We start from the raw sequence: 24,502 nt of genomic DNA, 5'->3' as shown, positions 1-24,502 counted from the left end.
CGTGACCACCTCATCGGCCGGCCTCAGCCGCCGGAGCTTCCTGCGCAGCGCGGTCGGCGTCGCCGTGATGAGCGCCGCCGGCGTACCCACGCTGGTTGCCTGCAGCAACGGCAGTACGGCGTCCGGAACCGCCCGGGCCTCGTCCCTGACGCTGCCGACGTACGTCGCCTTCGCCGGGCCGAAGCCGGATCTGCCGGGGACCGCGGACGGTGTGCCGCCGGCGTTCCGCAGCTACCCGAAGGACCTGGTCAAGACCGTCGCGCAGCCGCCGTTGAAGGGCGGCAAGGTGACGGTGATGACCAACATCTTCGACCCGCTGCCGCCGTCCAAGGACAAGAACACCGCCTGGCAGGAGGTCGAGCGCGCGCTCGGCGGCAGCCTGGACCTGACCATCGTCCCGGCCAGCGACTGGGAGACGAAGTTCCAGACCGTGCTGGCGGCGAACGAACTGCCGGACCTTGTCCTATTGTCCGATCCGTCAGTTGTCAACAATCTACCGGCGTTCCTGGCGGCCAAGTGCACGGACCTGACGCCGTACCTGTCCGGTGACAAGGTGAAGGACTACCCGAACCTAGCCAACGTTCCGGCCGTCATCTGGCAGGCGTGCGTGGTCGACGACAAGCTGTACGGGTTGCCGATCCCGCGCAGCATCACCGGCGGCGCCGGCTTCTACAACCAGCGCCACCTCGACCAGGCCGGGGTCGCGTACCCCACGTCCGCCGAGGAGTTCCTGGCCGCGTGCAAGGCGCTGACCAAGCCGCAGGAAGGCCGCTGGGCGATCGTCAACTCGAAGGGCAACACGTTCTTCACGATGATCCAGCAGATGTTCGGCGTCCCGAACGGCTGGCGGCTGGAGAGCGGCAAGCTGGTCCGCAGCTTCGAGACGCCGGAGTACAAGGCCGCGCTCGAGTTCGCGGTCGGGCTGGTCAAGGCCGGTGTCGTCGTACCGGGCTCGGACGGGATCGACAGCCAGGCCCGGAAGAACGCGTTCAAGGCCGGCAAGGGAGCGTTCGTGTACGACGGCTTCCCGGCGTACCCGGACTACCTGAAGGACCTGAAGCGGCTGGACCCGGCCAACGACCCGCGAGCGTTCGTGCCGATGGCCCCGGCCGGCGGCAAGGCGAACACCTGGTCGGACAACATCCTGTTCGCCTACACGCTGATGAAGAAGGCCGACGAGGCCCGGGCGCGCGAGCTGCTCGGCGTGGCCAACTTCTTCGCCGCGCCGTTCGGCAGCACGGAGAACCTGCTGCTCACGTACGGCGTCGAGGGCGTCGACTTCACTCGGGACGCGACCGGCAACCCGAAGCAGACAGCCAAGGGTGAGGCCGAGCTGACCGTGCCGTGGAAGTACATCGCCGGTCCCCCGCAGGCACTGTTCAACGCGTCCGACCCGACGTACGTCGACAAGGCGCACGCCGATCTGACCAAGCTGATCGGCATGGTCGTCAAGGACCCGACCGCCTCGCTGATCTCGCCGGCCAACGACAAGTCCGGCGGCGACCTCGGTCAGGCGCTGACCGACGTACGCAACGACGTCATCGCCGGCCGGAAGCCGATCAGCGCGTTCGACGCGGCGGTGAAGAAGTGGGCGAAGGACGGCGGGGACAAGATCCGTGCCGAGTTCGAGTCGGCGCTGGGCGGTGCGAGCCCGCGATGAGTTGGCTGACGGAGGCACGCCTCGGGCTGTTCGTCCATTGGGGCATCTACGCGGCCGCCGCCCGGCACGAGTGGGTGAAGTCGTACGAACGGCTGACCGACGAGGACTACCAGCCGTACTTCGACCACTTCTCGCCCGATCTGTACGACCCGGTGCAGTGGGCCGAGGACGCCTGGAACGCGGGCATGCGGTATCTCGTCATCACGACGAAGCATCACGACGGGTTCTGCCTGTGGGACTCGAAGCTGACGTCGTACTCGGCGCCGCACACGCCGTGGGGCAAGGATCTGCTCGCCCCGATGGTCGACGCGTTCCGGGCGCGCGGGTTCCGGATCGGGCTCTACCACTCGCTGCTCGACTGGCACCATCCGTCGTTCCCGGTGGATCTCTACCACCCGCAGCGCGGGGACGTGGACTTCATCGACCGGACGGCGGATCGGGACGTTGCCGAGTACGCCGACTACCTGCATGGTCAGGTGCGTGAGCTGCTGACCAACTACGGGCAGATCGACGTGATGTGGTTCGACTTCTCGTACGCCGGTCGCGGGTTCAACGCGAAGGGGCCGGACGAGTGGCGCTCCGAGGAGCTGCTCGCGATGGCGCGGGTGCTGCAGCCCGGGATTCTTGTCAACAATCGACTGGGGCTCGGGAGCGGTGACTTCACCACTCCCGAGCAGGTCCAGCCGCCGGGGAACGAGGTTGCTGCTGGCAACGGTACGCAGGTGCCGTGGGAGGCGTGCCAGACGCTGAACGGCAGCTGGGGATACCACCGCGACAACCACGACTGGAAATCGCCGGCGCTGCTGATCCGGATGCTGGTCGACTCGGTCTCGAAGGGCGGCAACATGCTGCTCAACGTCGGACCGAACGGGCGCGGGGCGTGGGAACCCCGGGCGCTGTCCGTACTGTCCGGAGTCGGCGACTGGATGCGGCTGCACGAGCGGTCGGTGCGGGCGTGCGGTCCTAGCGCGTACGTCCCGCCGGCCGACTGCCGGTACACGCAGAACGGCAACCGGCTCTACCTGCATCTGTTCGCGTGGCCGATGGGCCATCTGCACCTGCCCGGGCTCGGCGACAAGGTGGCCTACGCCCAGTTCCTGCACGACGCCTCGGAGGTTCAGCGGGTGACCGTCGACCCCTCGGCGCCCGGGCACACGTACCTGGCCGGCCTTCCCGACAACACGCTCACCCTCAAACTCCCCAACCACGCGCCTGCCCCGGACATCCCGGTCATCGAGCTCTTCCTCCGGGACTGAGCTCACCGGAGCGCTGCTCCCCCGAGCGTGCCTCCTGCAGCGCTGCTCCCCGGGCGGTGCTCCCCTGGAACGGCGAAGGCACCCACCTCGACCCGGTGGGTGCCTTCGTCTTTGTCTTACTGCCGGATCGTCGTCGGGTCAACAGGCGGCGGGTTCAGGCCGAGTGCATCGAGCTGGGCGACGGCCTCGGCGTCGACCGGGACGCCCCAGGCGCGGAAGAAGTCGCGCAGGTCGTACCCGGCGGTCCTGCTCGACAACACCACCAGGTTCCGGAGCCGCAACGCCTCGTCCGTGTAGCTCCCGGCGTACGGGCGCTCGACCCGGACCAGCTTGTGCAAGTTCGGCCAGAAGCTGTCACCGAACGCCAGCCGAAGCTGCTCGAACATCACCAGCTTCTCGTACGGATCGAAGGTCTTGCCGTAGTCCACCCCCGGCTGCCGCAGCTTGCCCGGCGCGCTCTGCCACGGGGTCAGCCCGGTCTTCGCGTCCGGCGCATGCAACCGCGGTTGCTGGCCGTACTTCGTGGCAAACACCGCGTTGACGGCCAACGAGTAGATGTTGACCGTCACCTCGGTGAGCGAGCTCGGCTTGTACGTGATCTGCTGATGCTGGTGCCCGAGCTCGTGGTAGATGCCCCATCCACGCGTCCGCAGTCCTTCCACCGTGAGCATCCGGTCCTGGATCGGCGGCGGGAACGACATGTGCCCGTGCGTCGCGTACGCGCCGACGCCGGTGATCGCCGACGGGTAGCCGACGATGTGGTACGGATGCGGCTGCCTGACGTGCAGCGGCGACGAGCCGTCGAAACCGCTGACCTGGTCCTCGATCCGGACGATCTCCTCGTACGTCGACAGCAGCGTGGCGTGGTTCTCGGTGCGGTAGGTGAGCGCCGAGTTCCGCTCGATGGTGATCAGTGTGTGCGGTGCGACGAGCTCGACGTACGGCGTGGTGCGTTCGTCGAGCTGGCGCTGGAACTCGGACTCCGACGTCCGGCCGAGAACGAAGTACGGCATCGGCTGTACGGTGTCGCCGAGGCTGACCTTCGCCTGGCCGGTGGCGCCGATCAGCTTCAGGTAGACGACCCCGCCGCCGGCGTCGGTGACGGTGTTGCGGCCGAGCTGGAGCGGGTACTGGCGCGGTGCCTTGAACTCCTTGCGGGCGTCCGCGTCCGGTGCACCGACGACCAGGGTCGGGGCGAGGCTGCCCTGGTGGACGAGGACGTTGAGCGGGGTGTCCGCCGGTAGGTAGAAGCCGGTGGTGCGGAGCTCGGTGTTGCTCAAGCTGTTCTGGGTTCGCTCGAGCTCTGTGGTCCGCGCTGACGGGAGAGCTTGGATCACGAACGTGTGGCACAGCTCTTCCGTCACGTTGGAACGGGCAGCCATGGCTGTGGTCACGGGTACTGCGGTCATGGCTGCACCGACCGCGGCGGCGGACAGGATCTGTCGCCTGGAGTAAAGGGGTGGTCGGACGTGCGGCATCAGAACCTCCTGGGTTGTTGCCCGACCGGGGCGGTGGGGCGGGGATGGGATCGATGCAGCACCCGGCGACCCGGCCGGCCCTTTCTGCCGGCCCCGGTTGCTTGCGAATCTGTGAGTTCAGCCCGAGCTACAGCCCGGGGCTTCAGCTCCGGCTGAAGCTGGCGGTGTGCGTCGCGCCGCGACTGCCGCCGACGGCGATGTCGAGCACGATCTGCTTGCCTGCAGCAACGACTGTCACGCTGTGGTCCTTTGTCAGCACGCGAGCAATCCGATTGTCGACAATCAAACGAAGCGTCTGGACGGTCCGGCTGGGATCGGACACCGCCACGTGAATCGTGCTGCCTTCCATTCCGACGACGACGGACGCCGGGCCGTCCACGGTGACCTCACCGGCCTCCCCCGCCGTCCAGAAGTTGGCAAGCGTGAGCTGATCGCGACCCGAGCGGATCGCCTGCACCTCTGCGGTGTTCGACAGCACGGTCACGCCGGGATCCGCCGCCCGCTGCGCCGTCCGCCAGGCACTTGCCCCGGGCAACAGGATGTAGGCGTACTGCCCGGTTGCCGTGCCGTGGTCGAGCACGAGCGACTGATAACGACGGGTGTACGGCGTCGTCGAGCCGGCCGTGTCGTTGCCGGTGTTGATCTCCCGCCAGGCGCCGGTGCGATCCTCCCGCTGAGCGCGGAGTTGACCGCCCAGCGGGAAGACATACCCGCCGACACCTTCGAGGTGCGCCCAGCGCGGATCGTCGTACGACGCATCGGCGTCCTGCATGCGGCCGTCGACCAGGAGGGCCGCAGTGCCGCCCTCGTGCAGGTTGCGGTTCTCGACCACGGTCTCCACCGGGAAGCCGTCGGTTCCGGCGATGCCGGCGCCCAGGGCGACGATCGAGTCGTACAGGCAGAACCAGGACTTCCTGGCCTGCAACGTCTTGTCGTGGTTGATCAGGTGCATGCCGACCGCACCGGCCCTGTTCCGGTACGACGCTCCGCCGGCCCACTCGGCGTACGCGGCGATCGTCCCGGTGCCACCGCCGGTACCGTGCGGAAGTCGCGGCTTCGTGCTGACCGTCGTACCGGGCATGCGCTGGGCGTCGACGGTCGGCCAGAAGGCGTCGAAGAACTGGGCGTGGTCGTCGTTGTAGAGGTAGGTCATGCCGTCGCCGACGTACCAGCCGCGGAGGTTCTCGCCGTTGCCCCACTCGTAGCGGGCCATTCGCTTCGACGACATCGCGATCGCGAACGTCCAGCCCGGGCGCCGGTGGACGACGCGGTCCTGGTTGTGGAACTGGAAGTGCGCGGGGGTCGCCGGCGCCGGGGCGATGCGCGCGTCGTCGAGGACGGCCTTGGCGCGGGAGATCTCGGGGATCGACGCGCCACTCAGGTAGTCGTCGAGGCGGTCGCGGATGATCCAGCCCTTGGCGAGTGCCTTGTATCGGCTCGCATACGGCTCGACGACACCACCGGCGAGCAGCAGCACGGTCGACGTGGTGCCGTGCCCGTGGCGGTGGTCGCCGGCGCGTTCGCGCGAGATCGCCCGGCCGGACACGCAGTCCATCATCAGATTGTCGACAATGAACGGCGCGAAACTCGCCTCGACCGCGTCCAGGATCACCGCGCGGTTCGGGTCGCTGATCTGCCAGCTCGACCCGCCGAGCAACGAGAACAGGTTGGCCACTCCGCCGAGGGCGACGTTGCCGTAGGTACCGACGTAGGCGAGGTTGCCGTGCTGGACGAACGAGCCGTCGCGGTAGAAGCCGTCGCCGCTGGTGACGTAGGTGAAGACGCTGTTCTTGCCGGACTCCGCCACGTCGCTCAGCGCGTCGCGGGCGGCGGCGACCTTGTCGGCCGACTTGCCGACGATGCCGCGCAGCGCCACGATCAGCGCCTTGTCGACCCGGTTGGCGCCGGTCTCCCGCAGGTTCGGCGAGTTCGTCCGCCGGTTCGGGTTGGGCACGAACCGGTCCACGGCCTTCAGGTACGACGCCAGTTGCTCGGCGGACAGGGCGTCGTACGCGAGGATGCAGGTGTCGAGCAGGGCGCGCGGCGCGCCGATCTCCCAGAACCACCAGTTGCCGGTCTCCGGCAGCGTCTCGTTGTAGGCCCGCGCGTAGAGGAAGTCGAGAGCGCTCGTGAGCTGGTCGGCCGGGTCGGCCATGAGCGTGGTGCCGGACGTCGCGCGCGCCAGCGCGATGGTCTTCAGCCTGGTGTAGCTGATGGAGAAGTTCCCGGAGGTCGAGCTCAGCGGGAGGTCGGGCCAGAGCGCGGTCCGGTCGGCGTCGACGATCAGATTGTCGACAAACTCCTGCGCCTGCGCGCTCAGCTTGGCCAGGGCGTCGGCGTACGCGGGATCGCTGGGGTCGATCGCCCCACCGGTGTTCAGCGCGGCCCACCGATCGCGCAGTACGTCGAACTCGTCGGCGGCGGCTGCGGTCCCAGCGCCGTGCAGACCAGCAGCGGTCAGGGCGCCGGCGGCGAGACCCGCCTGGATCAACAAGCGGCGGCTGACGGAAGGCGGCATCGCGAACTCCTCTGGGCGGCGGGCAGTAAACGCTTACCGCACAGCCTCCACGATGCTCACAACGGTCGTCAACAACTTGTTGTGATCACTTCTGATCACTTCTTGCCCTGACTTACGGCAGCAGGTCGCGGACCACGGCGTCGGCGAGCAGGCGGCCGCGGTCGGTCAGGACCAGGCGGTCGCCGGTCCGGGTGACGAGGTCGGGCATCGCGTCGGCCGCGGCCCGGCCTTCGTCGTCGAGGACGTCGAGCGGAAGTCCGGCGGAGAGCCGGATCTCGAGGAGCACGCGTTCGACCCGGCGGGTTTCGTCGTCGAGGATCTCGCGGGCATGGGCGGGACTGTCGCCGGCGTCGAGGCGTCCGGCGTACGCGCTGGGATGCTTCACGTTCCACCAGCGGACGCCGCCGACATGGCTGTGCGCGCCCGGACCGATCCCCCACCACGTGTCGCCGCGCCAGTACAGCTCGTTGTGCCGGCAGCGCGCGTCCTCGGCGCGGGCCCAGTTGGAGACCTCGTACCAGTTCAGGCCGTGGGCGGACAGCATCTCGTCGGCCAGCACGTACTTGTCCGCGAGATCGTCGTCGTCCGGCATCGGCAGCTCGCCGCGACGGATCCGGCGGGCCAACTGGGTGCCGTCCTCGACGATCAACGCGTACGCGCTGACGTGGTCGGGGTCGGCCGACAGCGCCGACTCCAGCGACGCCCGCCAGTCGTCGAGCGACTCGCCCGGCGTCCCGTAGATCAGGTCCAGGTTCACGTGCTCGAACCCGGCCGCGGTCGCCTCCTTGACCGCCTGCAGCGCCCGCCCCGGCGTGTGCTGCCGGTCGAGAATCTTCAGCACGTGCGACGACGCGCTTTGCATTCCGAAGCTGACCCGCGTGAACCCGGCCTCGAGCAGCGCCTCGAGGTAGGCCGGATCCACCGACTCGGGATTGGCCTCGGTCGTCACCTCGGTGCCCGGCGCCAGCCCGAACTCGTCGCGGACCGCGGCCAGCATCCGGCCGAGATCAGTTGCCGGCAGCAACGTCGGCGTACCGCCGCCGAAGAACACCGTCTCGACCGGCCGGTCCAGGCCGTCGAGCACCCGGCGCGCCAGCCGGACCTCACCGACCGCCGTGTCGGCGTACGACGCCTGCGACGCACCGCCGCCGAGCTCGGTCGCCGTGTAGGTGTTGAAATCGCAGTACCCGCACCGCGACGCGCAGAACGGCACGTGCAGGTAGAACCCGAACGGCCGGGACGCAGCTTCGCGTACGGCGGACTCAGGCAGCGACCCGTCCCGGGGCGCAACCTCCCCCTCGGGCAGCGTCGACGGCACCCCTCAAGAGTACGAGGCGGCTCGAGACGCGATCGCCCGGGTTTCGTGGTGCCGGAGCGTGCCGGACTGACTACATTCGGCTCATGGCCACCGAGGCTCAGCCGGTCGGGCGCGGCGCCCGGAACGCGGTGGTCATCGCGCACATGCTCGGCATGCTCCTCGCGACCCTCGACCAAACCATCGTGGCGACCGCGCTGCCGACGATCGTCAGCGACCTGGCCGGCGCCAACCACCTGTCCTGGGTGGTCAAGTCGTACCTGCTGGCCGAGACGATCATGACCGCCCTGGTCGGGAAGTCCGGCGACCTGTACGGGCGCAAACCGATGTTCGCGACCCGATCTCCAGGCAGGGCGAGTCGCCGGCGCCTTCACATCTGGTGCCCGTGTCACCTTTGCGCACTCCACCTGGACACCCCCACCGTCGCGATCGGCTCGGGTGATCGCGTGCTGCCGATGCACGATCGGTAGTCGATTGCGGGCGGTAGCACGCAAGGCCGGCGGGAGCCGGTTCAAGCGGGCGGGAGCACGCGCACCCCGGTGGGTGGGAGCGGTGGCGAGCGCGCGACGGAGCGGGCGTAGTGGTGCGTGGGAAGGACTCGCGCGGAAGGTCAATCGCGGGAGTCGTAGGTTTGGCGGGCGGTTTGGACTTCTTCTGTGTGTTGTTCTGCCCAGTGGCTGAGGGCTTGGAGGGGGGTGTGGAGGGTGCGGCCGAGGGGGGTTAGTTCGTATTCGACTCTGGGTGGCATTTCGGCGTAGGCGTGGCGTTCGACCAGGCCGTCGCGTTCCAGGTCGCGTAGGGTCTCGGTGAGGACCTTGCTGCTGATGCCTTCGACCGCCGTGCGCAGGTCGCCGAACCGCTTCCGGCCGTCGCTCAGCACGATCACCACCATCGCCGTCCACTTGTTGGCGATGCGGGCGAGCGACGTACGCGACGGGCAGGTCGCGAGCAGCACGTTGAACGCCGGGTGGTCAGCCATGCTCATCATCTGACCAGACCGCACCGACAATTCTCAGCCGGCGCCCCAGAACGCGTCCTCGTTGTCCTGGTCAGTCGAGAACAGCCGGACCTCCACGATCCGGTCGCCGTCGATGCGCAGTACGTCGACGCCGTCCCCACCGAGCTCGGCCCCGGCGCGCTTCCCGGCGAAATGCACAGGGATGGCGGCGTGGTCGCCGTTCACCATCGGTACGCCGACCACCGACAGGTCGAACGTCCCCTCGCTGATCGTCATCATTGCTCCCAGCAACTGGTCGACGGCGGCGCGGCCGCGATGCGTGCCGGAGAGCTGGTTCGCGCCCGGCTGGTGCCAGGCGATGTCGTCGGCGAGCAGGCCGGCGACGGTTCCGAAATCCTTGGCGGCCACGGCATCGACGTACTTCCGGGCTACCGCGAGTGTGGAGTCCACTGTCATCTCCTTCAAGATGTAGATACGACTCCATGGTCACCATCGGTAACCAGGCACCTCAACGTAACTAATGGGCGTGAGTGACCCACATCACAGCAGGCACGGGCCGGGTGGGCGACGGCGATACTGGTCGGCGTGACGAGAGAGCCGCGGGTGGAAGTCGAGTACTGCACGCAGTGCCGGTGGTTGCTGCGGGCAGCCTGGACGGCGCAGGAGTTGCTGACCACATTCACCACCGAGCTCGGCGAGGTCGCGCTGATCCCCGGCACCGGCGGCGTCTTCGAGGTCCGCCTCGACGGCGAGACGCTCTGGTCCCGCAAGGCCGAGAACGGCTTCCCCGAGATCGCCCACCTCAAGCAACTCGTCCGCGACCGAGTCGCCCCCGACCGCTCCCTCGGCCACTCCGACCGCCGCTGAACCCCGGCCAACTGCAACCGACCGCCGTCGACCCGGCTGAAGCGCGGGTCGGCGGCGGCCGACGCGATTACGGGATCTGAAGCACCGGTGCGATGGTCTTCGTGCGCGCCCCCTCGTACGCAGCCAAGAGAATCCCGAGTACGGCGATGCCCTCCTCCTCGGTGTGGATCGGCCGGGTCTTGCCAAGGAGCGAGTCGGCAAAATGCCCGATCTCCGCGGCAAAGGTGTCGACCGGCTCGAGCGCGATCGTCTCGGTCTCACCGGACTGCAGCCGGTACGTGACCGAGTTCCCGTCGCTGTGCAGCGCTCCGAGCTCACCAACCGCGGAGAACCGCTCAGTGGAGTCAGCCGGCTGGTACGCCCAGCTCGTCACCATCTGCCCGACGACGCCGTTGTCGAAGCGGATCAGGACCTGCGCCGAGTCCTCGCCGTCCATGAACTTCAGCCGGTGCGTCGACAGCATCGCGGTCGCCTCGACCGGCATGCCGCCGGCGAGGTGCAGCATCAGGTACGTCGGGTGGTACCCGGTGTCGATCAGCTCGCCACCGCCACTCGTCTTGCTGCTCGCCCGCCACCCCATCGAGCTCGGATCGAAGTTGTTGTAGAAGCTGTCCGTCGTACGCACCTCGTAGACGGCCCCGATCGTCCCGGCCTCGAGCAGCTCCTTCGCCTTCGCCACGGCCGGCATGAACAGCTGGTTGTGCGCGCACATCAGCGTCACGCCGTTGTCCGTGACCGCCTTCCGGACGTCCGCGGCCTCGTCGGCGGTGAGGCACAGCGGCTTCTCGCACAGGATGTGCTTGCCCGCCTCGGCCGCCGCGACGATCGCGTCCCGGTGCAGGTGGTGGGGGAGGCAGATGTCGACCGCGTCGACGTTCTCGGTCTCGAGCAGCTTGCGATAGTCGACGTACGGCGTCGCGCCCAGCTCCTTGCCACGCGCAACAGCCGTCTCCTCCACCGCGTCGGCCACGGCGGTGATGCCGATCCGGTCGGCGTGCTCGAGGTACCCGCGGATGTGGGCGCCCGCGATCCCGCCGCCGCCGATCAGCCCGACCTTGATCTCTGGCATGGACATCAGCCTCCGTAGGAGATGGTTCGGCCCGTGTCGGCCGCTTCGTTGGCGGCGGCGACCAGGCGGGTCAGCTCGACCGCGCGGTGCAGGTTCTCGTCGGCGCGGGTGCCGTTGGTGATGTGGTCGACCCACTGGGCGAACGGGTCCGGGCTGTGCTCGGGCACGGGCACCTGCCGGTCCCCGACCCGGAGCTCGTTGCCGGACTCGGTGTACGTCAGGCTGCTCGCCGTACCGAAGATCTCGATCGTGAACGGGTTCCGGCTGGTGAAGCCGGCTTCGATCACGCCGATCTTCTGGTCCCGGTAACCAATCGTGACGACGGCGTTGTCCTCGAGCCCGCGGCCGTTCACCGAGCGGTACGTCGCATCGACGGTGTCGGGATCGGTGCCGAGGAACAACTGCACAAGGTAGACCGGATGGCAGCCGAGGTCGGTGAGCGCGCCCCCGATCGCGGCCTTCTGGTCGAAGAACCGCTGCGGCAGCCAGCCGTCGCCGCCATCACTCGGTACGGCGCCGTCGTGCGACAGCCGCACCCGGGCGTAGGTGAGCTGCCCGAGCTCGCCGCTCGCGAGCACCACGCTGATCGCCTGCGTGTACCCGTGCGACAGCCGCGGCAGCGAGACCACCACCTTGACCCCGTTCGCGTCGGCCGCCGCGAGGATCTCCTCCGCCTCGGCCACGGTTGGCGCGAGCAACTTCTCGGTGAAGATGTGCTTGCCGGCGTTCGCCGCCTTGACCATGATGTCGCGGTGCTCGTTGGTCGCCGTCGTGATCACCACCGCGTCGACGTCCGCCAGCACCGCGTCGAGGTCCGTGCTGAACGGCACCCCGAACCGATCGGCCCCCGCCTGCCCGAGCTCCACGTCCTCGTCCCACACCGCGACGAGCTCGGTCCCAGGATGCGCCTGAGCCTGCCGCGCGTAGTCCCCCGCATGAACATGCCAAAACCCCAGAACCGCAACCTTCAGCGGCGTCGACATCCGTGCCTCCTCGCTGAACACCAGTAGGTGGAAACGTTCCCGACATACCTTGCCAACCCCGGTCCCGCCGTACACCCCCACCGGCGATTCGTCCCACCACCTGGACCACTCCCGGCGCTCGACCTGGATTCGATGCCAGTTCGGAATTCGAAGCATGTACGCCGGAAGTCGTGGGTACTGGCTCGCCACGCGAGAAGGGGTCACGCAGAGTCGCGCGCGGGTCCGCCCGTGCGTGACGGCCGTCTCAGCGGCATCGGTGGCGTGGGGAGTGCGGCGTGGACCGCGGGCCGGGTCTCCCCACCCGCCTGCCTTTCAGGGGGTGTCGGTGTCCTTGACCAGGGCCTCGACGTTGTTGCCGTCCGGGTCACTGACGAAGGCGGCGTACGCTCGGTACTCGGGCCAGTGCCGCGGTTCGTGCCGGGAGGTCCCACCTGCCGCGACTGCCGCCCGGTGGAAGGCGTCCACGGCGGTCCGATCTGCAGCCTCGAACGCGAGATGGAGGCCTCGGGTGACCTCCGTGCTCGTCGGCGCCGTTTCCAGCGAGAGGCTCGGGGTGTCGTGTCCGGGAATCCAGTACTCGGCGACCGTGTCGGTGCGGTACCCGGCGTCAATCCCGAGCGCGGCGAGGGCAGCGGTGTAGAAGGACTCACTTGCGGCGAAGTCGCCGGCGAAGACCCCGAGATGGTGGATGAAGCGAGGGGCGGTCATGGCCGCGGACCTCGGGTGAGTGGTCGGGCTTCCCAAGACGGCCGCTGGGGGTCGTCGTTGTGCACGATGACGTCGGCGTGCTCGGTCGGGCGGACTGTGTCGAAGTAGAACTGCTGGGACGGGATGTACCGACTGCGGTACCGCTGCTCGACCTCGCCGGCGGACTTCGTCGTGGTCCGGTCGCGGGTGCGGGCCCGGTCCAGCGTTTTCTCGAACGCGGCGGACACGAAGATCCGCAGATCCCACCGTTCGACCAGCTCCGGTCGCATGAGGAACACCCCGTCGAACAGCAGCACGGCATCGGCCGGCGCTGTCACCATCGGCTCGACCCGCGCGGTGTCCGTGAGCTTGTCGTAGACCGCCGTCCGAACCTTCCGATCTCCACCCGGGCCCAACGGATCGAGCAGCACGCGATGCATCGCCTCGAAATCGAAGCTGTCGTGATAGCAGCCCTCCGCGGAGTCTTCCCCGCGCCGGTAACGCACTGAGCGCGGGGTCAGAAAGTCCTCGATCGTGGCACGGACCACTTCCCGCCCGTCCGCACGCAGTACGACGGCCAACTCGTCCGCCAACGTGGTCTTCCCCGCGGCAGGCACCCCGTCCAAGGCGACGCGCGTCGGGTGCCCGTTCGCTACACCCCCAACCGCCGCTGCCAACCACCCGAGCAACTCACCGCGCGTCCCGCTGTCCATCTCGCCCCCAGGTCCTGTCCCGTGACCTCACCTTATGGCCGCCACCTCCAGTACGACGCCGCGCCACGTGGCCTCGCCTCACGAAGCCACACCGCAACCGATTGTTCGCGTTGAGCGCCGCGCTGCCCGGCCCGACCGCGACCGCGACGTGGGCGCCACGGCGCGCAGGAATCGCTCACCACGCAACAGCCGGTGGGTTCCTGACCTGGCTGAACGACGCGACGAGGGCAACCGAACCGCGGTCCGCGCGGAGTACCGCGGAGGGCGGCTGAATCAGCTTCGCCGACATGGGCACACTCAGTCGGCCGGGTGGTGGCGAGCGCGAGCCGGGGAGCGTTTCGCACCTCAAGCCGCAGGAGATCCTTCCCCAAATGCCGCGGCACCCCCAGAGGACAGATCCCGGGTTATCCCCTCGTGTTGTGCCATCTCCGCTGGTGTGCTGCAGGAGAAGGCACATCACGTGGGGTTATCCCTCCGTCCGTCGCAGAGCAACGAGCCGCCGTGACGTAGCACGGGAGGCGACACGGTCCACGAGCCGGCTCACGACGCACAGGCAGGCGACGCCACGGGGCGGTCGAACAAAGCGGGCGGCAGCACGCGCCCGACGGGCGGGCGGGAGCGACGGCGAGCACGGCGACGGAGGAGCCGTGCGGGCCGGGCGCGTGGGGAGGACTACTTTTCGGTGCCGTCTTCGTTCAGGCCTAGGTCGGACATGCCGAGGACTTTGTCGGCGAAGTGTTGGTGCATCCAGGCCAGGTGGTCCCAGCGGCTGTCGATGATGCGGTGGGTGTCCCAGGCGGGGATGTCCTGCTGGAGGAAGATCGACATCTTGGCGGGGTCGACCTCGTAGACGTGGTCGTAGCGCATCACGACGTCGTCGGTGATGCGGCGGGCGTCGGGGGGTTTCTGGGCGGAGAGCCGGAAGCCGAACATCAGAGGTCCTCGTAGGCCTGGTCGAGCAGGTACTTGCCGGGGTTCATCACGTTCTGGGGGTCGAGCGCGCGCTTGATCTTCTTCATCACCTCGAAGGAGCCGCCGAGTTCCTGCGGCACGTACTCCACGTCGCCGGCCCGGCTGGCGCCGTGGCAGGCGCTGATCGAGCCGCCGTACTTCAGGGTCACCTCGGTGATCTCGCGCTTGCAGTTCAGCCAGGCTTCCCACATCTCGTCGTCGAGTTTCTGTTCCCAGATCCCGATGTCGATCTCGACGAGGTAGTCGCCCCACGGTTTGTACGCGCCGTTGGTGTAGGCGAAGATCCCCCAGTCGTCGAAGACGCCGTACCGCCGGATGTAGTGGTCGGCGATCGCGTGCCACTCCTCGCGTACCCGCGGCAGGACGCTGTAGTTCAGCGCCGCGTCCTCACAGTGCCACGACATCGGCACCACCTCGCCGGTACGCAGCCGGCCGTGCAGCGGGATGGCGTACCGGTCGTGCCGAGCGGCCCAGTCGCCCTGACTGACCTCGTCGCCGAGGTACGTGCCGCCCGACGACCGGCCGATCCGCATGATCTCCCGCGCGGCCGGGACGACCTCGACTTCGTTCCCGTACATCGCGACCGCGACGACACTCTTCAACCAGTCGGGCTGCTCGATGTACGCCTCGTCGTCGCGCCGCAGGTACGCGAGCTTCCACTCGTCGAACAGCACCACCCCGGCCAGCGTCGCGAAGCCGGACTTCGCCAGCGCGCCAGTGCTCTCCCAAGCGGCCTGATAGTCGCGGTACCCGAAGAACGCCGCAAACTCGACCTGCGGGCGCGGCACGAGTTCGAGGGTCGCCTCGGTCACCACCCCGAGCGTGCCCTCGTGACCGATGAACAGCGGCTTCAACGTGAACCCGGTAGATGCCTTGCGCAACTTCCGTCCGCCGCCCTCGCCAACCCGTACGACGTCGCCGGTCGGCAGCACCACTTCCATCGAGCAGACGAGATCGCGAGTGTGTCCGTAACGAGCACCGATCAACGACCACCCGCTGGTCCCGATCCGCCCGCCGACCATCGAGCACGGGTAGCTGGCCGGGTTGTCCGGGTACATCACGCCGTACGGCTGCAGCACCTCGTTCAGCTTCAGCATGTTGATGCCGGGTTGCACGGTGACCGTGCGGTCCTCGAGGTCGATCTCGAGGACCGCGTTCATCCGCTTGACGTCGAGCAGGATGCCGCCCTTCAGCGGCGTGGCCCCGTCGGTCAGCCCGGTCCCGGCCGCACGAGGCACGACCGGGATGCCGGTGCGGTTCGCGAGCCGAACGATCTCCGCGACCTCCGCGGTGGTGCGAGGCAGTACGACGACATCCGGCACGTACTCGGCCCACCGGTGCACCGGGAACGGCGCCGGCGTCCGCGTCCGGTTCCACCGGGCCGGCTTGTCCGTCAGTACTCCGTCGGGGCCGAGGATCCCGACCAGTTCGTCGTACAGCGCGTCGGAGATCGCCGTCGTCGTCATGGCTTCACCCCGGCTGACTCCGCAACCAACTCCATCAGGTCGCGGACCTCGATCTGCGGCTCAAGCGCCGAGCCGGCCGCGGCCAGTGGACGCTCCGACCAGACGCACGCGCTGACGAGAAGGTCGACGTCCAGCGCAGCGGCGCGGTCGAGACGGGAAGCGCTGATCGCAGCGGTGATCTCGGGTCGTTCGATCGCCAGCCCGCCGCCCGCGCCCGAGCAGTACGACCACTGCGTGACGTGGTCGACGTCGCGGAAGTCCAGGCCCGGGATCGCCCGCAGGATCTCGCGCGGCGACTTGTGGATCCCCTTGCGCTTGTTCAGCCGGCAGGGGTCGTGGTACGTCGCCACCCGCTCGATCGGCACGGTCAACGTCAGCTTCCCGTCCCGGATCAACGACGCCACGAGCTCGGTGATGTGCACGATCTCGAACTCGTAGTCCGCGCCCAAGTACCGCGGATAGTCCTCGGTGAACGTGATGTAGTCGTGCGGATCGAGCGTGACGATCCGGCTCGCGCCGATACTGCGCCAGTCGGCCACGTTGTGCTCGGCGAACTCGCGCGACCGCGCCACATACCCCATCTCGGCCGCCGGGCCGCCGCAGCACCACTGTTCCTTCATCAGCCCGAACTCGACCCCGCCCTGCTGCAGGATCTGGGCGACCGCGCGAGGCAGCGACGTCCGGTAGAACGCCGCCTCGCAGTCCACGAACAGCACGGTCTCGCCGCCGACCTCGAGGCCGAGCCCGTCCGCCCAGCGCGCGACGTTCTCCTGCGCGACCGGGACGTCGAGCACGGGCTCGTTCTTGCGGTCCACCGTCGCCTCGACCCAGCGCTTCCAGTTCGGCTGCTCGACTCCGGAGTCGACCGCGAGCGCCCGCATCGCCTTGACGACATCCACCGTCCGGGTCCGGGCACGGTAGAACTCGCCGGCCATCAAGGTGTTCGGGCAGCGCAGCTCGCAGGCGCCGCACTGGGTGCAGTGCACGTAGTCCTCGGCGACGTCGGCGACGGTCAGCGCGCCCTGTTCCATCGCGACGATGTTCGCGTGGAACGCGGTCGGCGAGTAGTTCTCGTTCTGCGTGACCTGCATGACCGGGCAGACGTTGCGGCAGAACTTGTGACCCGAGCTGAAACAGCCGTACGCCGGGTCACGCCACTGCTTCACGAAATCCTGCCGAAGGTCATCGGCTTCGGTGGTCATGCGGCGTCCTATCCGAGTTCGGGCATCACCTTGTCGTGGATGAGTCTGAGCTGTCCTTGGACGTCGGGAACGCCCTCGATCTCCTTGCCGCTAAAGGCTTTCACCATCATCGGGTCGGTGATGGCGGCGATGATGTGGTTGACGCCGGTCGGCAGGATGTCGTTCTTCAGCTTCGCGACGCACTCCTCCGGGGTCCCGGACACCGACAGGGTCGCGGCCAGCTCCGGCGAGGTCAGCTCGATGGCCCGGTCGATCTCACCGGCGCCGAGCGCGTCGATGATCGGCTGCAGGTCGTCGCGGTTCAGGCCGTGCCGGGCGAGTTGGTTGGCGGGCATCGACGAGATGTAGAAGCCGACCATGATCCGCGCCGCCCGCTTGGCCGCCTCGGAGTCCTCGGCGACCGCGAACACCACCCAGGCGCCCAGGTCGAAGTCGTCCAGCGTCCGGCCGGACTTGTCCAGGCCGAGTTTCACGTGCTCGGCGATGTACTCGTAGTTCTCCCGGGAGTAGCCGCACGCGTGGTGCATCCCGTCGGCGATCTCCCCCGCGAGCTCGAAGGATCGCGGGCCGCCCATCGCGCCCATCTTCAGCGGGATCTTCTCCTGTACCGGGCGGGCGAAGGTGAACAGCCCGCTGTACTTGAAGAACTCGCCGTCGAAGGTGATCGCGCCGTCGGCGAGGAAGCGGCGCATCACTTCCATCCCTTCGCGGACGCGCGACAACGGTTTCAGCGGCTTCAGGTCGATCTTGTACTGCTCGAGCAGGCCGAGGTTGCCGAAGCTGACCACCGCCTCGGCGCGGCCGCCGGACAGCTCGTCGAGCGTGGCGAGCATCTGGCAGATGTGCGTCGGCTCCCGCAGGATCACGTGGGTGACGTTGGGGCCGAGACGAATGTTCTTCGTCTTGTCGGCGGCTGCCGCGAACAGCAGCCACATGTCCTTGTGCCAGGTCTCGTCCACGCTGTAGGCGGCGTAGAAGCCCAACTCGTCCGCGGTCTTGATCATGTCGATACAGTCCACGAGCGGATAGTCGGGGAGCTGGACGTAACTGAAGCGCACCACAGCGCTGCTCCTCCCTCTGACCACCGAGCACACGGGGGCGGCAGCGACTGACGGGCGCAGACTGCATGGGCTCGGACCCCATCTCCGAATCTTTTTACTGTACGCAGCCGATCGCGAGTTTGTCTCTGCCTCGAAACCGGCAGGCCCGCAGGGACTTCCTGTTCACGCAACGTCAATCTGTAGGCACGTGACGTATGTGCGCCGGTGCGGCTGACCTGTCATCGTCGAGTCGTTGTCTCCGCCCCCGGGATCCCGCCGCACGCCGGCGGGATCCGAACGTTCCTGAAGGAGCGAAGCATGTCCGAGTCCGCCCCATCTCCTCGACGCCGGCGGTTCCGCCGTACGCTCGGCGTCGTACTCGGCACCGCTGCACTGCTGGTCACCTCGGCCACAGTCGCGTACGCCGTTCCGCCGCCCGGCCTCCCGCAGAACGCCGACGGGTACGAGCAGTCGTTCTCGCCGGCCTACGACTACGACACCGACGGCTGCTACGCCACGCCCGCGATCGGCGCCGACGGCACGCTCAACCCCGGCCTCAACCCGACCGGCGCGGTCAACGGCAACTGCCGGGACCAGTCCGACCTCGACAACTCCCAGACCTACGCGCGCTCGAAGTGCAACAACGGCTGGTGCGCGGTGGTGTACGCCAGCTACTTCGAGAAGGACCAGGCGCTGCCGGGCAGCAGTCTCGGCGGTCACCGGCACGACTTCGAGCACGTCATCTCGTGGATCAACCAGGCCGCCAGCCAGGTTGAGTTCGTCACCACGACGCAGCACGCGAGCCAGGTGACCTACCCGCGGTCCCAGGTCCGCTTCGACGGCACCCACCCGAAGGTCGTCTACCACAAGGACGGCGCCAGCACGCACTTCTTCCGGCTCGCCAACAGCAACGACGAGCCGCCGGAGAACCACTACCACAACTGGCGCTACCCGCCGCTGGTCGGCTGGAACGGCTGGCCCAGCAGCTCGCTGCGTGAGCAGTTGATGAACGCCAACTTCGGCGCGGCAACCATCAAGATCACCGACAAGGACGACCGGTTCCGGTCGCTCTTGAACGCCTCGAAGCCCGCCGGGATCCCGTTCGATCCCTGGGCCTGACCAGATCGGTGCGAGGCTCGGTCAGACCGGGCCTCGCGCCGTCGGCACCTCCGGCTTGGTGAGCGACGCCGCGACCAGTTCGATCATCGCCGCGTGCCGCTTCGCCGCGGTGTCGGGCTGACCGAGCGCCACGATGTCGAGGAACACCCGGCTGACGACGAGCTCGGCCGCCGTCCGCACCCGGGCCGGATCGGCGACGATGTCGTCGGCTCCGCTCAGTACGTCGGCCACGGTCGCGGTCGCCTCGGCGAACAACTCGGCCCCCCGGGCCGCGATCTCGGGCCGCGCCTGCGCCTCCCGGAACACGATGATCCGGGCCGCGCGGTTGTGCTCCAGCTCGTCGGCCATCATCGTCACGACGGTCCGCAGCCGCCCGCGAACCGACCGTCCCTTCGATGCGGAACGCAGTACGGCGCTGGGCGTCGGCCGCTCGTTGACGATCGCCAGCAGCAGGTCGAGCTTGGTCGCGAAGTGGTAGAACACCAGGCCCGTCGGTACGCCGGCCTCGTTGGCGATCCGCGCTGTCGACGTGGCGTCGTACCCGTGCTCGGCGAAGAGGCGCTCGGCCGTCTCGATGATGACCTGGCGCTTACTCGCGCGGGCGGCGGCCGGCGCGGTCATGGTCGGCTCCGTCCAACGGCGGGCCGGCGATCCCCCTTCAGGTCCGCGGCAGCCCCGGCGGCGCGCCGGAGGGCCTTGAATACGTAGTCCGGCACCTTCAGCCCTTGCCGGTGCGCCCACAGCAACTCGTGCTCGACCCGTCCGATCTGGGTCGCGTAGTGCCGCAGCTCGGTCTCGTCGCCGGGCCTGACGATGTCCAGCCCCTGCATCACGTGGCCGAACTCCACCCGCTGCTGGGGGGTGTCGACCCCGACCGGGCCGAACGTCTTCTTCCGCAACGTGCGGACCAGCCACTTCTGCCAGGACCCCAGCTGTGACCAGAGCTGGCGGGCGGCGATCTGGTAATAGGCGAAGTGTCCCGGCTCCTGCCGCTTGATCGGCGCGACGACGGTGGCGGCGATGGCCCGTTCGCCGAGCTCCGTCAGGCCGGAGTGAAGCTTGTTGTAGGCAAGTACTGCGGACCGCTCGGTGGCCAGCCCGGTCAGGTAGTAGAGCATCCGGCTCACGTCCTGCACGGCGCTCACCCGCCCGAGCGCACCGAGCACCTTGAGCTTGAACGACACGTCGGTCAGGTTGGGTTCGGACGCGTCCAGACCGGCCAGCACCTGGACCCGGTCGAGGATCAGCCCGTGGTGGGTCTCCTGCGGGAGCCACACGTCGGCGTAGAAGTGCCGGTCGACCTCCGGCGGGTCCGGTAGCAGGATGTTCAGCTCGAGCACGTTCCGCTCGACCTCGAGCTCGACCCGCGACATGTACGACAGCACCGAGCCGAACCGCTCGACGAGCAGGTCCGGATCCTTCATCGTGTAGTCGACGCTGTCCAGGGGGATCGGCGGATGCTCCTCCCCCAGCCGGTCGACATGGTCGGCCAGCCTCGAGTCCTCCCGTCGGCGTCGTCCCCGACGAGTGCCTTTCACATCAGCCAGCGCCATCGCGGCACCTCGCTCCCCCATCGAAAGGGATGTCCTGTTGATCCCACGACGATCGTAACAAAGTGACTGACTGATCAGTCAGTTTCAGTGCTGTGACATCGATGACAAAACCCGCCCAGCCTCGATGATGCGGCACCCGACCGGCGCGGGGATAGGGCTAATTCGAAGCGATCAGGCCAACGGATGGGTGCGGATACGAGGCGGTACACACAGTGAGGGCCGTGAACAGGCGTTCACCTGTTCACGGCCCTCGGCCGGAAGCGTGCTGTCGGCAACGGCAGGGTCAGCCGGCCGGTCTGCTGAGGCAGGCGCCGGGTTCGGCGGTGGGTTCGGAGACGATCAGCGGGTTCGCGCGGTGGCGGCCGAGGTTCCACTCGAGCCAGTCGTCGTCGCTGGGCCGGCGATCGCCGATCGCGCACCCGGCTACGTCGTCCGGAAGCGTGGCCAGCACCGGTACGGCGTCATCGGACAGCCCTTCGAGGTGAACCCAGTCCACCTTGCCGGTGTCGGCGTACCGGTCGATGTTGCGCTGGGCGATCCAGGCATCCGGGTTGAGCAGCGCGAGCCCGAGCAGGAGGCTGGCGCCACTGAGCAGCGCGGCCCGCGGTAGCCAGCTCGCCTTCATGGTCACGCCGGCCACCATCACACCGAGCACGAGCAGACCGAGCCAGCCCTCGAAGACGTCCACGAGCAGGCGAAGCTCAGTGAAGCCGTACGCCTCCTGGTAGACGTGCATCCGGTAGAGCGCGGACGCGACCACTACCAGCGTCAGCAGGCACAGCAGGCCGAGTGACACGCGCAACCACACCACGTCGGCGGCTGTGGCACGCGGTGCCTTCCGTGCGGCTGCCCACACTACGAGCAGCGTCAGTGCGGTGGCGACGGTGAGTTGGCCGAAGCCTTGGTGGACGTACTCCGCGTAGGTGAGGCCGGTGATGCGCTCGAGGTACTTGTGTCCGCCGAAGTTCGCAGTGGCCTGTGCAGCCAGGAAGACCAGGAACACCGCGTCCACGAGCAGCACGGGTACTAGCCACTCGTAGCGACGTGCAACTGGCCGCACCGGTCCGCCACCGGTCTCGACGTTGGGCGGATTCAGTCCGAGGTACGTCGCTGCCAGTACGACGCCACCGACAGCGACAGTCACGAAGGCACGCAGTACGAACGAGTCGAGCTCCAGGTCCGGGACGACTGCACCCGCCCACTCCGCAAAGACTGCGTCGGCCGAGGCGAACAGGAGTCCGAAGACCACGACCGCTAGCAGCGACCACAGGATCGTCCGCAGCGCCGCGGCACTCGTCCGCAGGCCCTTGACGGCCTGTGCTGAGCGACCCAGCCACGGCAGACCGCGCAGCCCAGCGAGCGGCCAGGAGATGCCGGCCAGGACGAAGGCCGGCACGGTGCGACCGTTCACCAGCCCGGCCATGCACACGGCTCCGCCTGCCAGCAGGCAGAGGACAACGATCCACTCGGCGTCCCGCAGTACGGCTGTTCCGGCCAGCAGCACGCAGAGCGCGGCACAGGCCTGGGTGAACCGGGACTTGCGGTTGACGCTGAAGCCCAGGATCACGCCGCCGGCAGCCAGCAGTACGACGAATGTGCCGAGGCCGAGATCGCGGAACGGCAGGATGACAGCGGCCAGGACGCCGACTCCCAGGCAGTACAGCACCGCACGTACGTTGCCTGGGACGCCTGCCTCCGGCCAGAACCTGCCGAACAGCATGTCCATCCCGGACTCCGGTGCTCGCGCCGCGGGCCCGGGTGTGGGCGGTGGCGCGGGTGCCGGCTTGGGAGTGTCGACTGGCTTCGTCATGACTGGCTCCTGTGGTTTCTTCGTGACAGCAGGGATGTGTTGCCTTGGTTCGCGCGGTGGGTCGGCAGTGTGTCGCCGTGGTTCACGGGGGAGGTCGACGCGGACGCGGGCGCCGTTGCTACCTGGCGCCGGGTCGACGAAGTGGATGCCGCCGCCGTGCAGGTCGGTCACCCAGCGGGCAATCGCGAGACCGAGCCCGGTCCCGCCGCCGCCCTCGGCTTCGGTCAGCGTGCCGAACCGTTCGAAGACGCGATCCCGATCGGCGACCGGGATACCCGGCCCGTCGTCCGCGACCTCCAAACGCCAACCCGTGGTCGTTGCGTTGGCGGTGATCCGGACGACGCCGCCGGTCGGACTGTGCCGGGACGCGTTGTCGAGCAGGTTGGCGATCAACTGGTGCAGTCGCGCGGCGTCTGCCTTGACCGTCAGTTCGGCCGGCCTGACGGACACGTCGTACCGCACCTCACGGCTCGCCACTCGGGCTTCGGCGACGGCCTGGTCGAGCAGTTCCGAGACGGAGACCTGCGTGCTATGGAGTGTGGCGTGGCCGGCGTCGACGCGGGCAAGGTCGAGCAGGTCGGACGCGAGGGCGGACAGACGTTCCGCCTGGTCGAGCGCCGTACGCAACGCCACCGGATCCGGCTCGGCGACGCCGTCCACGAGATTCTCGAGTACGGCGCACAGTGCGGCCAGCGGCGTCCGCAGTTCGTGGCTCACGTTCGCCACGAGCTCGCGGCGCTGACGGTCGACGGCGGCCAGGTCCTCGGCCATCCGGTTGAAGGCCCGGGCCAGCTGACCGACCTCGTCGCTGGAGGTCGCTGTGACGCGGGCGGAGTAGTCGCCGCGCGCCATCCGTCGCGCTGCCGCGGTCATCTCGCGCAGCGGCGACGTCATGCCGACCGCGAGCAGTTGAGTTACGCCGAGGGCGAGGGCGACCGTGACCGGGATGCTGAGCCAGGCGGGCACGTTGGCGACGGCGCCGACGGCCGCGACGATCGACGCCAGGGTCACGCTGACGGCGACGAGCAGGCCGAGCTTGACCTTGACCGACGTGACTTGGTCCATCAGCGGGCCGCTCACGCCGTACCTCCTGGCTCCAGGGCGTAGCCGACACCGTGCACGGTCCGCACGCGATCGGCGCCGATCTTGGCGCGCAAGGCCTTCACATGGCTGTCGACAGTGCGGGTCCCGGACGCACCGGGCCAGCCCCACACTTCGGCGTACAGGTTCTCTCTTGGCAGGACGATGCCGGGCTTGGCGGCGAGGCAGAGCAGCAGGTCGAACTCGGTTGGGGTCAGGTGGATCTCGGTGCCGGCGACTGTGACTCGTCGAGCGGCTGCATCGATGTGGAGGTCGCCGACCTCGGTGGCCGGGCGGGCGGCCAGCTCGGCGGCGCGGTCGACGCGTCGCAGCAGGGCTGCCACGCGGGCCACCAACTCGCGCATCCGGAACGGCTTCGTGAGGTAGTCGTCGGCGCCGACGCCGAGCCCCACCAGGATGTCCGCCTCGTCGTCGCGGGCGGTCAGCATCAGGACGGGCACCGGGCGTTCGGCCTGGATGCGCCGGCAGACCTCGTGGCCGTCGTACCCGGGCAGCATCACGTCGAGCAGCACGAGATCCGGCGCGGTCGCGGCGAACTGCTCGACCGCCCCCGGCCCGTCCCACGCCTGCACGACGTCGTACCCCGACCCGCGCAGGCGGTCGGTCACCGCCTGGTTGATCACGGGCTCGTCCTCGACCACGAGGATCCTGCGGCCTGCTCCATCGACTACCACGTTCCGAGCGTAGGAGCCCACCTGGCCACCAGAGGCCCCCGACTCGTGAAGGTTCTGTGCA

At 68.5% G+C, this 24,502-nt stretch carries 22 protein-coding genes; 5 read left to right on the top strand and 17 right to left on the bottom strand.

From position 1 onward, the window contains the following. The first annotated feature begins 1 nt into the window (after nt 1). The gene (locus tag ACIBGM_RS36195; RefSeq protein ID WP_360532163.1) at nt 2-1,660 is read left to right on the top strand and encodes a hypothetical protein; all 1,659 of its coding nucleotides are present in this window, start codon (nt 2-4) and stop codon (nt 1,658-1,660) included. Further along, on the top strand, nt 1,657-2,916 hold the full coding sequence (locus tag ACIBGM_RS36190) for an alpha-L-fucosidase (protein WP_360532166.1): 1,260 nt from the start codon (nt 1,657-1,659) through the stop codon (nt 2,914-2,916). Before ACIBGM_RS36195 ends, ACIBGM_RS36190 begins: the two co-directional genes overlap by 4 nt. Nucleotides 2,917-3,032: 116 nt before the next feature. On the opposite strand, the gene ACIBGM_RS36185 is transcribed toward ACIBGM_RS36190, so the two are convergent. The 3 genes from ACIBGM_RS36185 to hemW form a co-directional block, all read right to left on the bottom strand. Continuing rightward, a complete protein-coding gene (locus ACIBGM_RS36185; protein WP_360532169.1) occupies nt 3,033-4,325 on the bottom strand; it encodes a M60 family metallopeptidase in 1,293 nt (430 codons plus the stop codon). A 211-nt stretch (nt 4,326-4,536) separates the two neighbouring features. Further along, nucleotides 4,537-6,912 (bottom strand): polysaccharide lyase 8 family protein, encoded by a 2,376-nt coding sequence (locus ACIBGM_RS36180; protein ID WP_396388115.1) that lies wholly within the window; start codon nt 6,910-6,912, stop codon nt 4,537-4,539. A gap of 112 nt (nt 6,913-7,024) precedes the next feature. Then, on the bottom strand, nt 7,025-8,230 hold the full coding sequence (gene hemW / locus ACIBGM_RS36175) for a radical SAM family heme chaperone HemW (RefSeq protein ID WP_396388114.1): 1,206 nt from the start codon (nt 8,228-8,230) through the stop codon (nt 7,025-7,027). 83 nt (nt 8,231-8,313) lie between these two features. On the opposite strand from hemW, the gene ACIBGM_RS36170 reads away from it, so the two are divergent. Then, nucleotides 8,314-8,697, top strand: a complete 384-nt coding sequence (locus tag ACIBGM_RS36170; protein ID WP_396388113.1) for a hypothetical protein — start codon at nt 8,314-8,316, stop codon at nt 8,695-8,697. A 140-nt stretch (nt 8,698-8,837) separates the two neighbouring features. On the opposite strand, the gene ACIBGM_RS36165 is transcribed toward ACIBGM_RS36170, so the two are convergent. Together ACIBGM_RS36165 and ACIBGM_RS36160 are read right to left on the bottom strand one after the other, a co-directional pair. After that, complete coding sequence (locus ACIBGM_RS36165; RefSeq protein ID WP_396388111.1) at nt 8,838-9,206, bottom strand: winged helix-turn-helix transcriptional regulator; 369 nt, start codon at nt 9,204-9,206, stop codon at nt 8,838-8,840. Nucleotides 9,207-9,239: 33 nt separating this feature from the next. After that, nucleotides 9,240-9,635, bottom strand: a complete 396-nt coding sequence (locus ACIBGM_RS36160) for a nuclear transport factor 2 family protein (RefSeq protein ID WP_396388110.1) — start codon at nt 9,633-9,635, stop codon at nt 9,240-9,242. 135 nt (nt 9,636-9,770) lie between these two features. Between ACIBGM_RS36160 and ACIBGM_RS36155 the strand changes: the two genes are divergently transcribed. Further along, nucleotides 9,771-10,052, top strand: coding sequence for a SelT/SelW/SelH family protein (locus ACIBGM_RS36155; protein ID WP_360532199.1), 282 nt, complete (start codon nt 9,771-9,773; stop codon nt 10,050-10,052). 67 nt (nt 10,053-10,119) lie between these two features. On the opposite strand, the gene ACIBGM_RS36150 is transcribed toward ACIBGM_RS36155, so the two are convergent. The 8 genes from ACIBGM_RS36150 to ACIBGM_RS36115 all read right to left on the bottom strand — a co-directional run bounded on the left by ACIBGM_RS36150 (nt 10,120) and on the right by ACIBGM_RS36115 (nt 18,205). Further along, nucleotides 10,120-11,121, bottom strand: coding sequence for a Gfo/Idh/MocA family protein (locus ACIBGM_RS36150; protein ID WP_396388109.1), 1,002 nt, complete (start codon nt 11,119-11,121; stop codon nt 10,120-10,122). A 5-nt stretch (nt 11,122-11,126) separates the two neighbouring features. Beyond that, nucleotides 11,127-12,104 carry a Gfo/Idh/MocA family protein gene (locus tag ACIBGM_RS36145; RefSeq protein WP_396388108.1) on the bottom strand — a complete coding sequence of 326 codons (978 nt, stop codon included), beginning with the start codon at nt 12,102-12,104 and terminating at the stop codon, nt 11,127-11,129. A gap of 312 nt (nt 12,105-12,416) precedes the next feature. Beyond that, nucleotides 12,417-12,812 (bottom strand): VOC family protein, encoded by a 396-nt coding sequence (locus ACIBGM_RS36140; RefSeq protein ID WP_360532207.1) that lies wholly within the window; start codon nt 12,810-12,812, stop codon nt 12,417-12,419. Further along, nucleotides 12,809-13,504 carry a cytidylate kinase family protein gene (locus ACIBGM_RS36135; protein ID WP_360532210.1) on the bottom strand — a complete coding sequence of 232 codons (696 nt, stop codon included), beginning with the start codon at nt 13,502-13,504 and terminating at the stop codon, nt 12,809-12,811. Before ACIBGM_RS36135 ends, ACIBGM_RS36140 begins: the two co-directional genes overlap by 4 nt. A gap of 672 nt (nt 13,505-14,176) precedes the next feature. Continuing rightward, complete coding sequence (locus ACIBGM_RS36130; protein WP_360532213.1) at nt 14,177-14,437, bottom strand: hypothetical protein; 261 nt, start codon at nt 14,435-14,437, stop codon at nt 14,177-14,179. Further along, a complete protein-coding gene (locus ACIBGM_RS36125) occupies nt 14,437-15,942 on the bottom strand; it encodes an FAD-binding oxidoreductase (RefSeq protein WP_396388107.1) in 1,506 nt (501 codons plus the stop codon). Before ACIBGM_RS36125 ends, ACIBGM_RS36130 begins: the two co-directional genes overlap by 1 nt. Then, the gene (locus tag ACIBGM_RS36120; protein ID WP_396388106.1) at nt 15,939-17,144 is read right to left on the bottom strand and encodes a (Fe-S)-binding protein; all 1,206 of its coding nucleotides are present in this window, start codon (nt 17,142-17,144) and stop codon (nt 15,939-15,941) included. The genes ACIBGM_RS36125 and ACIBGM_RS36120 overlap by 4 nt, the downstream gene beginning before the upstream one ends. 8 nt (nt 17,145-17,152) lie before the next feature. Next, nucleotides 17,153-18,205, bottom strand: a complete 1,053-nt coding sequence (locus tag ACIBGM_RS36115) for an LLM class flavin-dependent oxidoreductase (protein ID WP_360532222.1) — start codon at nt 18,203-18,205, stop codon at nt 17,153-17,155. A 297-nt stretch (nt 18,206-18,502) separates the two neighbouring features. Here ACIBGM_RS36115 and ACIBGM_RS36110 point away from each other — a divergent pair, with 297 nt between their 5' ends. Beyond that, the gene (locus ACIBGM_RS36110; protein ID WP_396388105.1) at nt 18,503-19,303 is read left to right on the top strand and encodes an NPP1 family protein; all 801 of its coding nucleotides are present in this window, start codon (nt 18,503-18,505) and stop codon (nt 19,301-19,303) included. A gap of 21 nt (nt 19,304-19,324) precedes the next feature. On the opposite strand, the gene ACIBGM_RS36105 is transcribed toward ACIBGM_RS36110, so the two are convergent. The 4 genes from ACIBGM_RS36105 to ACIBGM_RS36090 all read right to left on the bottom strand — a co-directional run bounded on the left by ACIBGM_RS36105 (nt 19,325) and on the right by ACIBGM_RS36090 (nt 24,441). Next, complete coding sequence (locus ACIBGM_RS36105) at nt 19,325-19,924, bottom strand: helix-turn-helix domain-containing protein (RefSeq protein ID WP_360532228.1); 600 nt, start codon at nt 19,922-19,924, stop codon at nt 19,325-19,327. Further along, nucleotides 19,921-20,856: a GTP-binding protein LepA gene (locus ACIBGM_RS36100; protein ID WP_360532231.1), complete on the bottom strand. Its 936-nt coding sequence runs from the start codon at nt 20,854-20,856 to the stop codon at nt 19,921-19,923. The genes ACIBGM_RS36105 and ACIBGM_RS36100 overlap by 4 nt, the downstream gene beginning before the upstream one ends. Nucleotides 20,857-21,139: 283 nt before the next feature. Beyond that, the gene (locus tag ACIBGM_RS36095) at nt 21,140-23,746 is read right to left on the bottom strand and encodes a DUF4153 domain-containing protein (RefSeq protein ID WP_396388104.1); all 2,607 of its coding nucleotides are present in this window, start codon (nt 23,744-23,746) and stop codon (nt 21,140-21,142) included. Further along, complete coding sequence (locus ACIBGM_RS36090) at nt 23,743-24,441, bottom strand: response regulator transcription factor (protein ID WP_360532237.1); 699 nt, start codon at nt 24,439-24,441, stop codon at nt 23,743-23,745. The genes ACIBGM_RS36095 and ACIBGM_RS36090 overlap by 4 nt, the downstream gene beginning before the upstream one ends. Between the last annotated feature and the right edge of the window lie 61 nt (nt 24,442-24,502).

Source organism: Kribbella sp. NPDC050470 (assembly GCF_044458365.1).
Lineage (GTDB): Bacteria > Actinomycetota > Actinomycetes > Propionibacteriales > Kribbellaceae > Kribbella.
The sequence above is the reverse complement of the archived record's forward strand: the minus strand, read 5'-3'. Positions and strand labels throughout refer to the sequence as shown.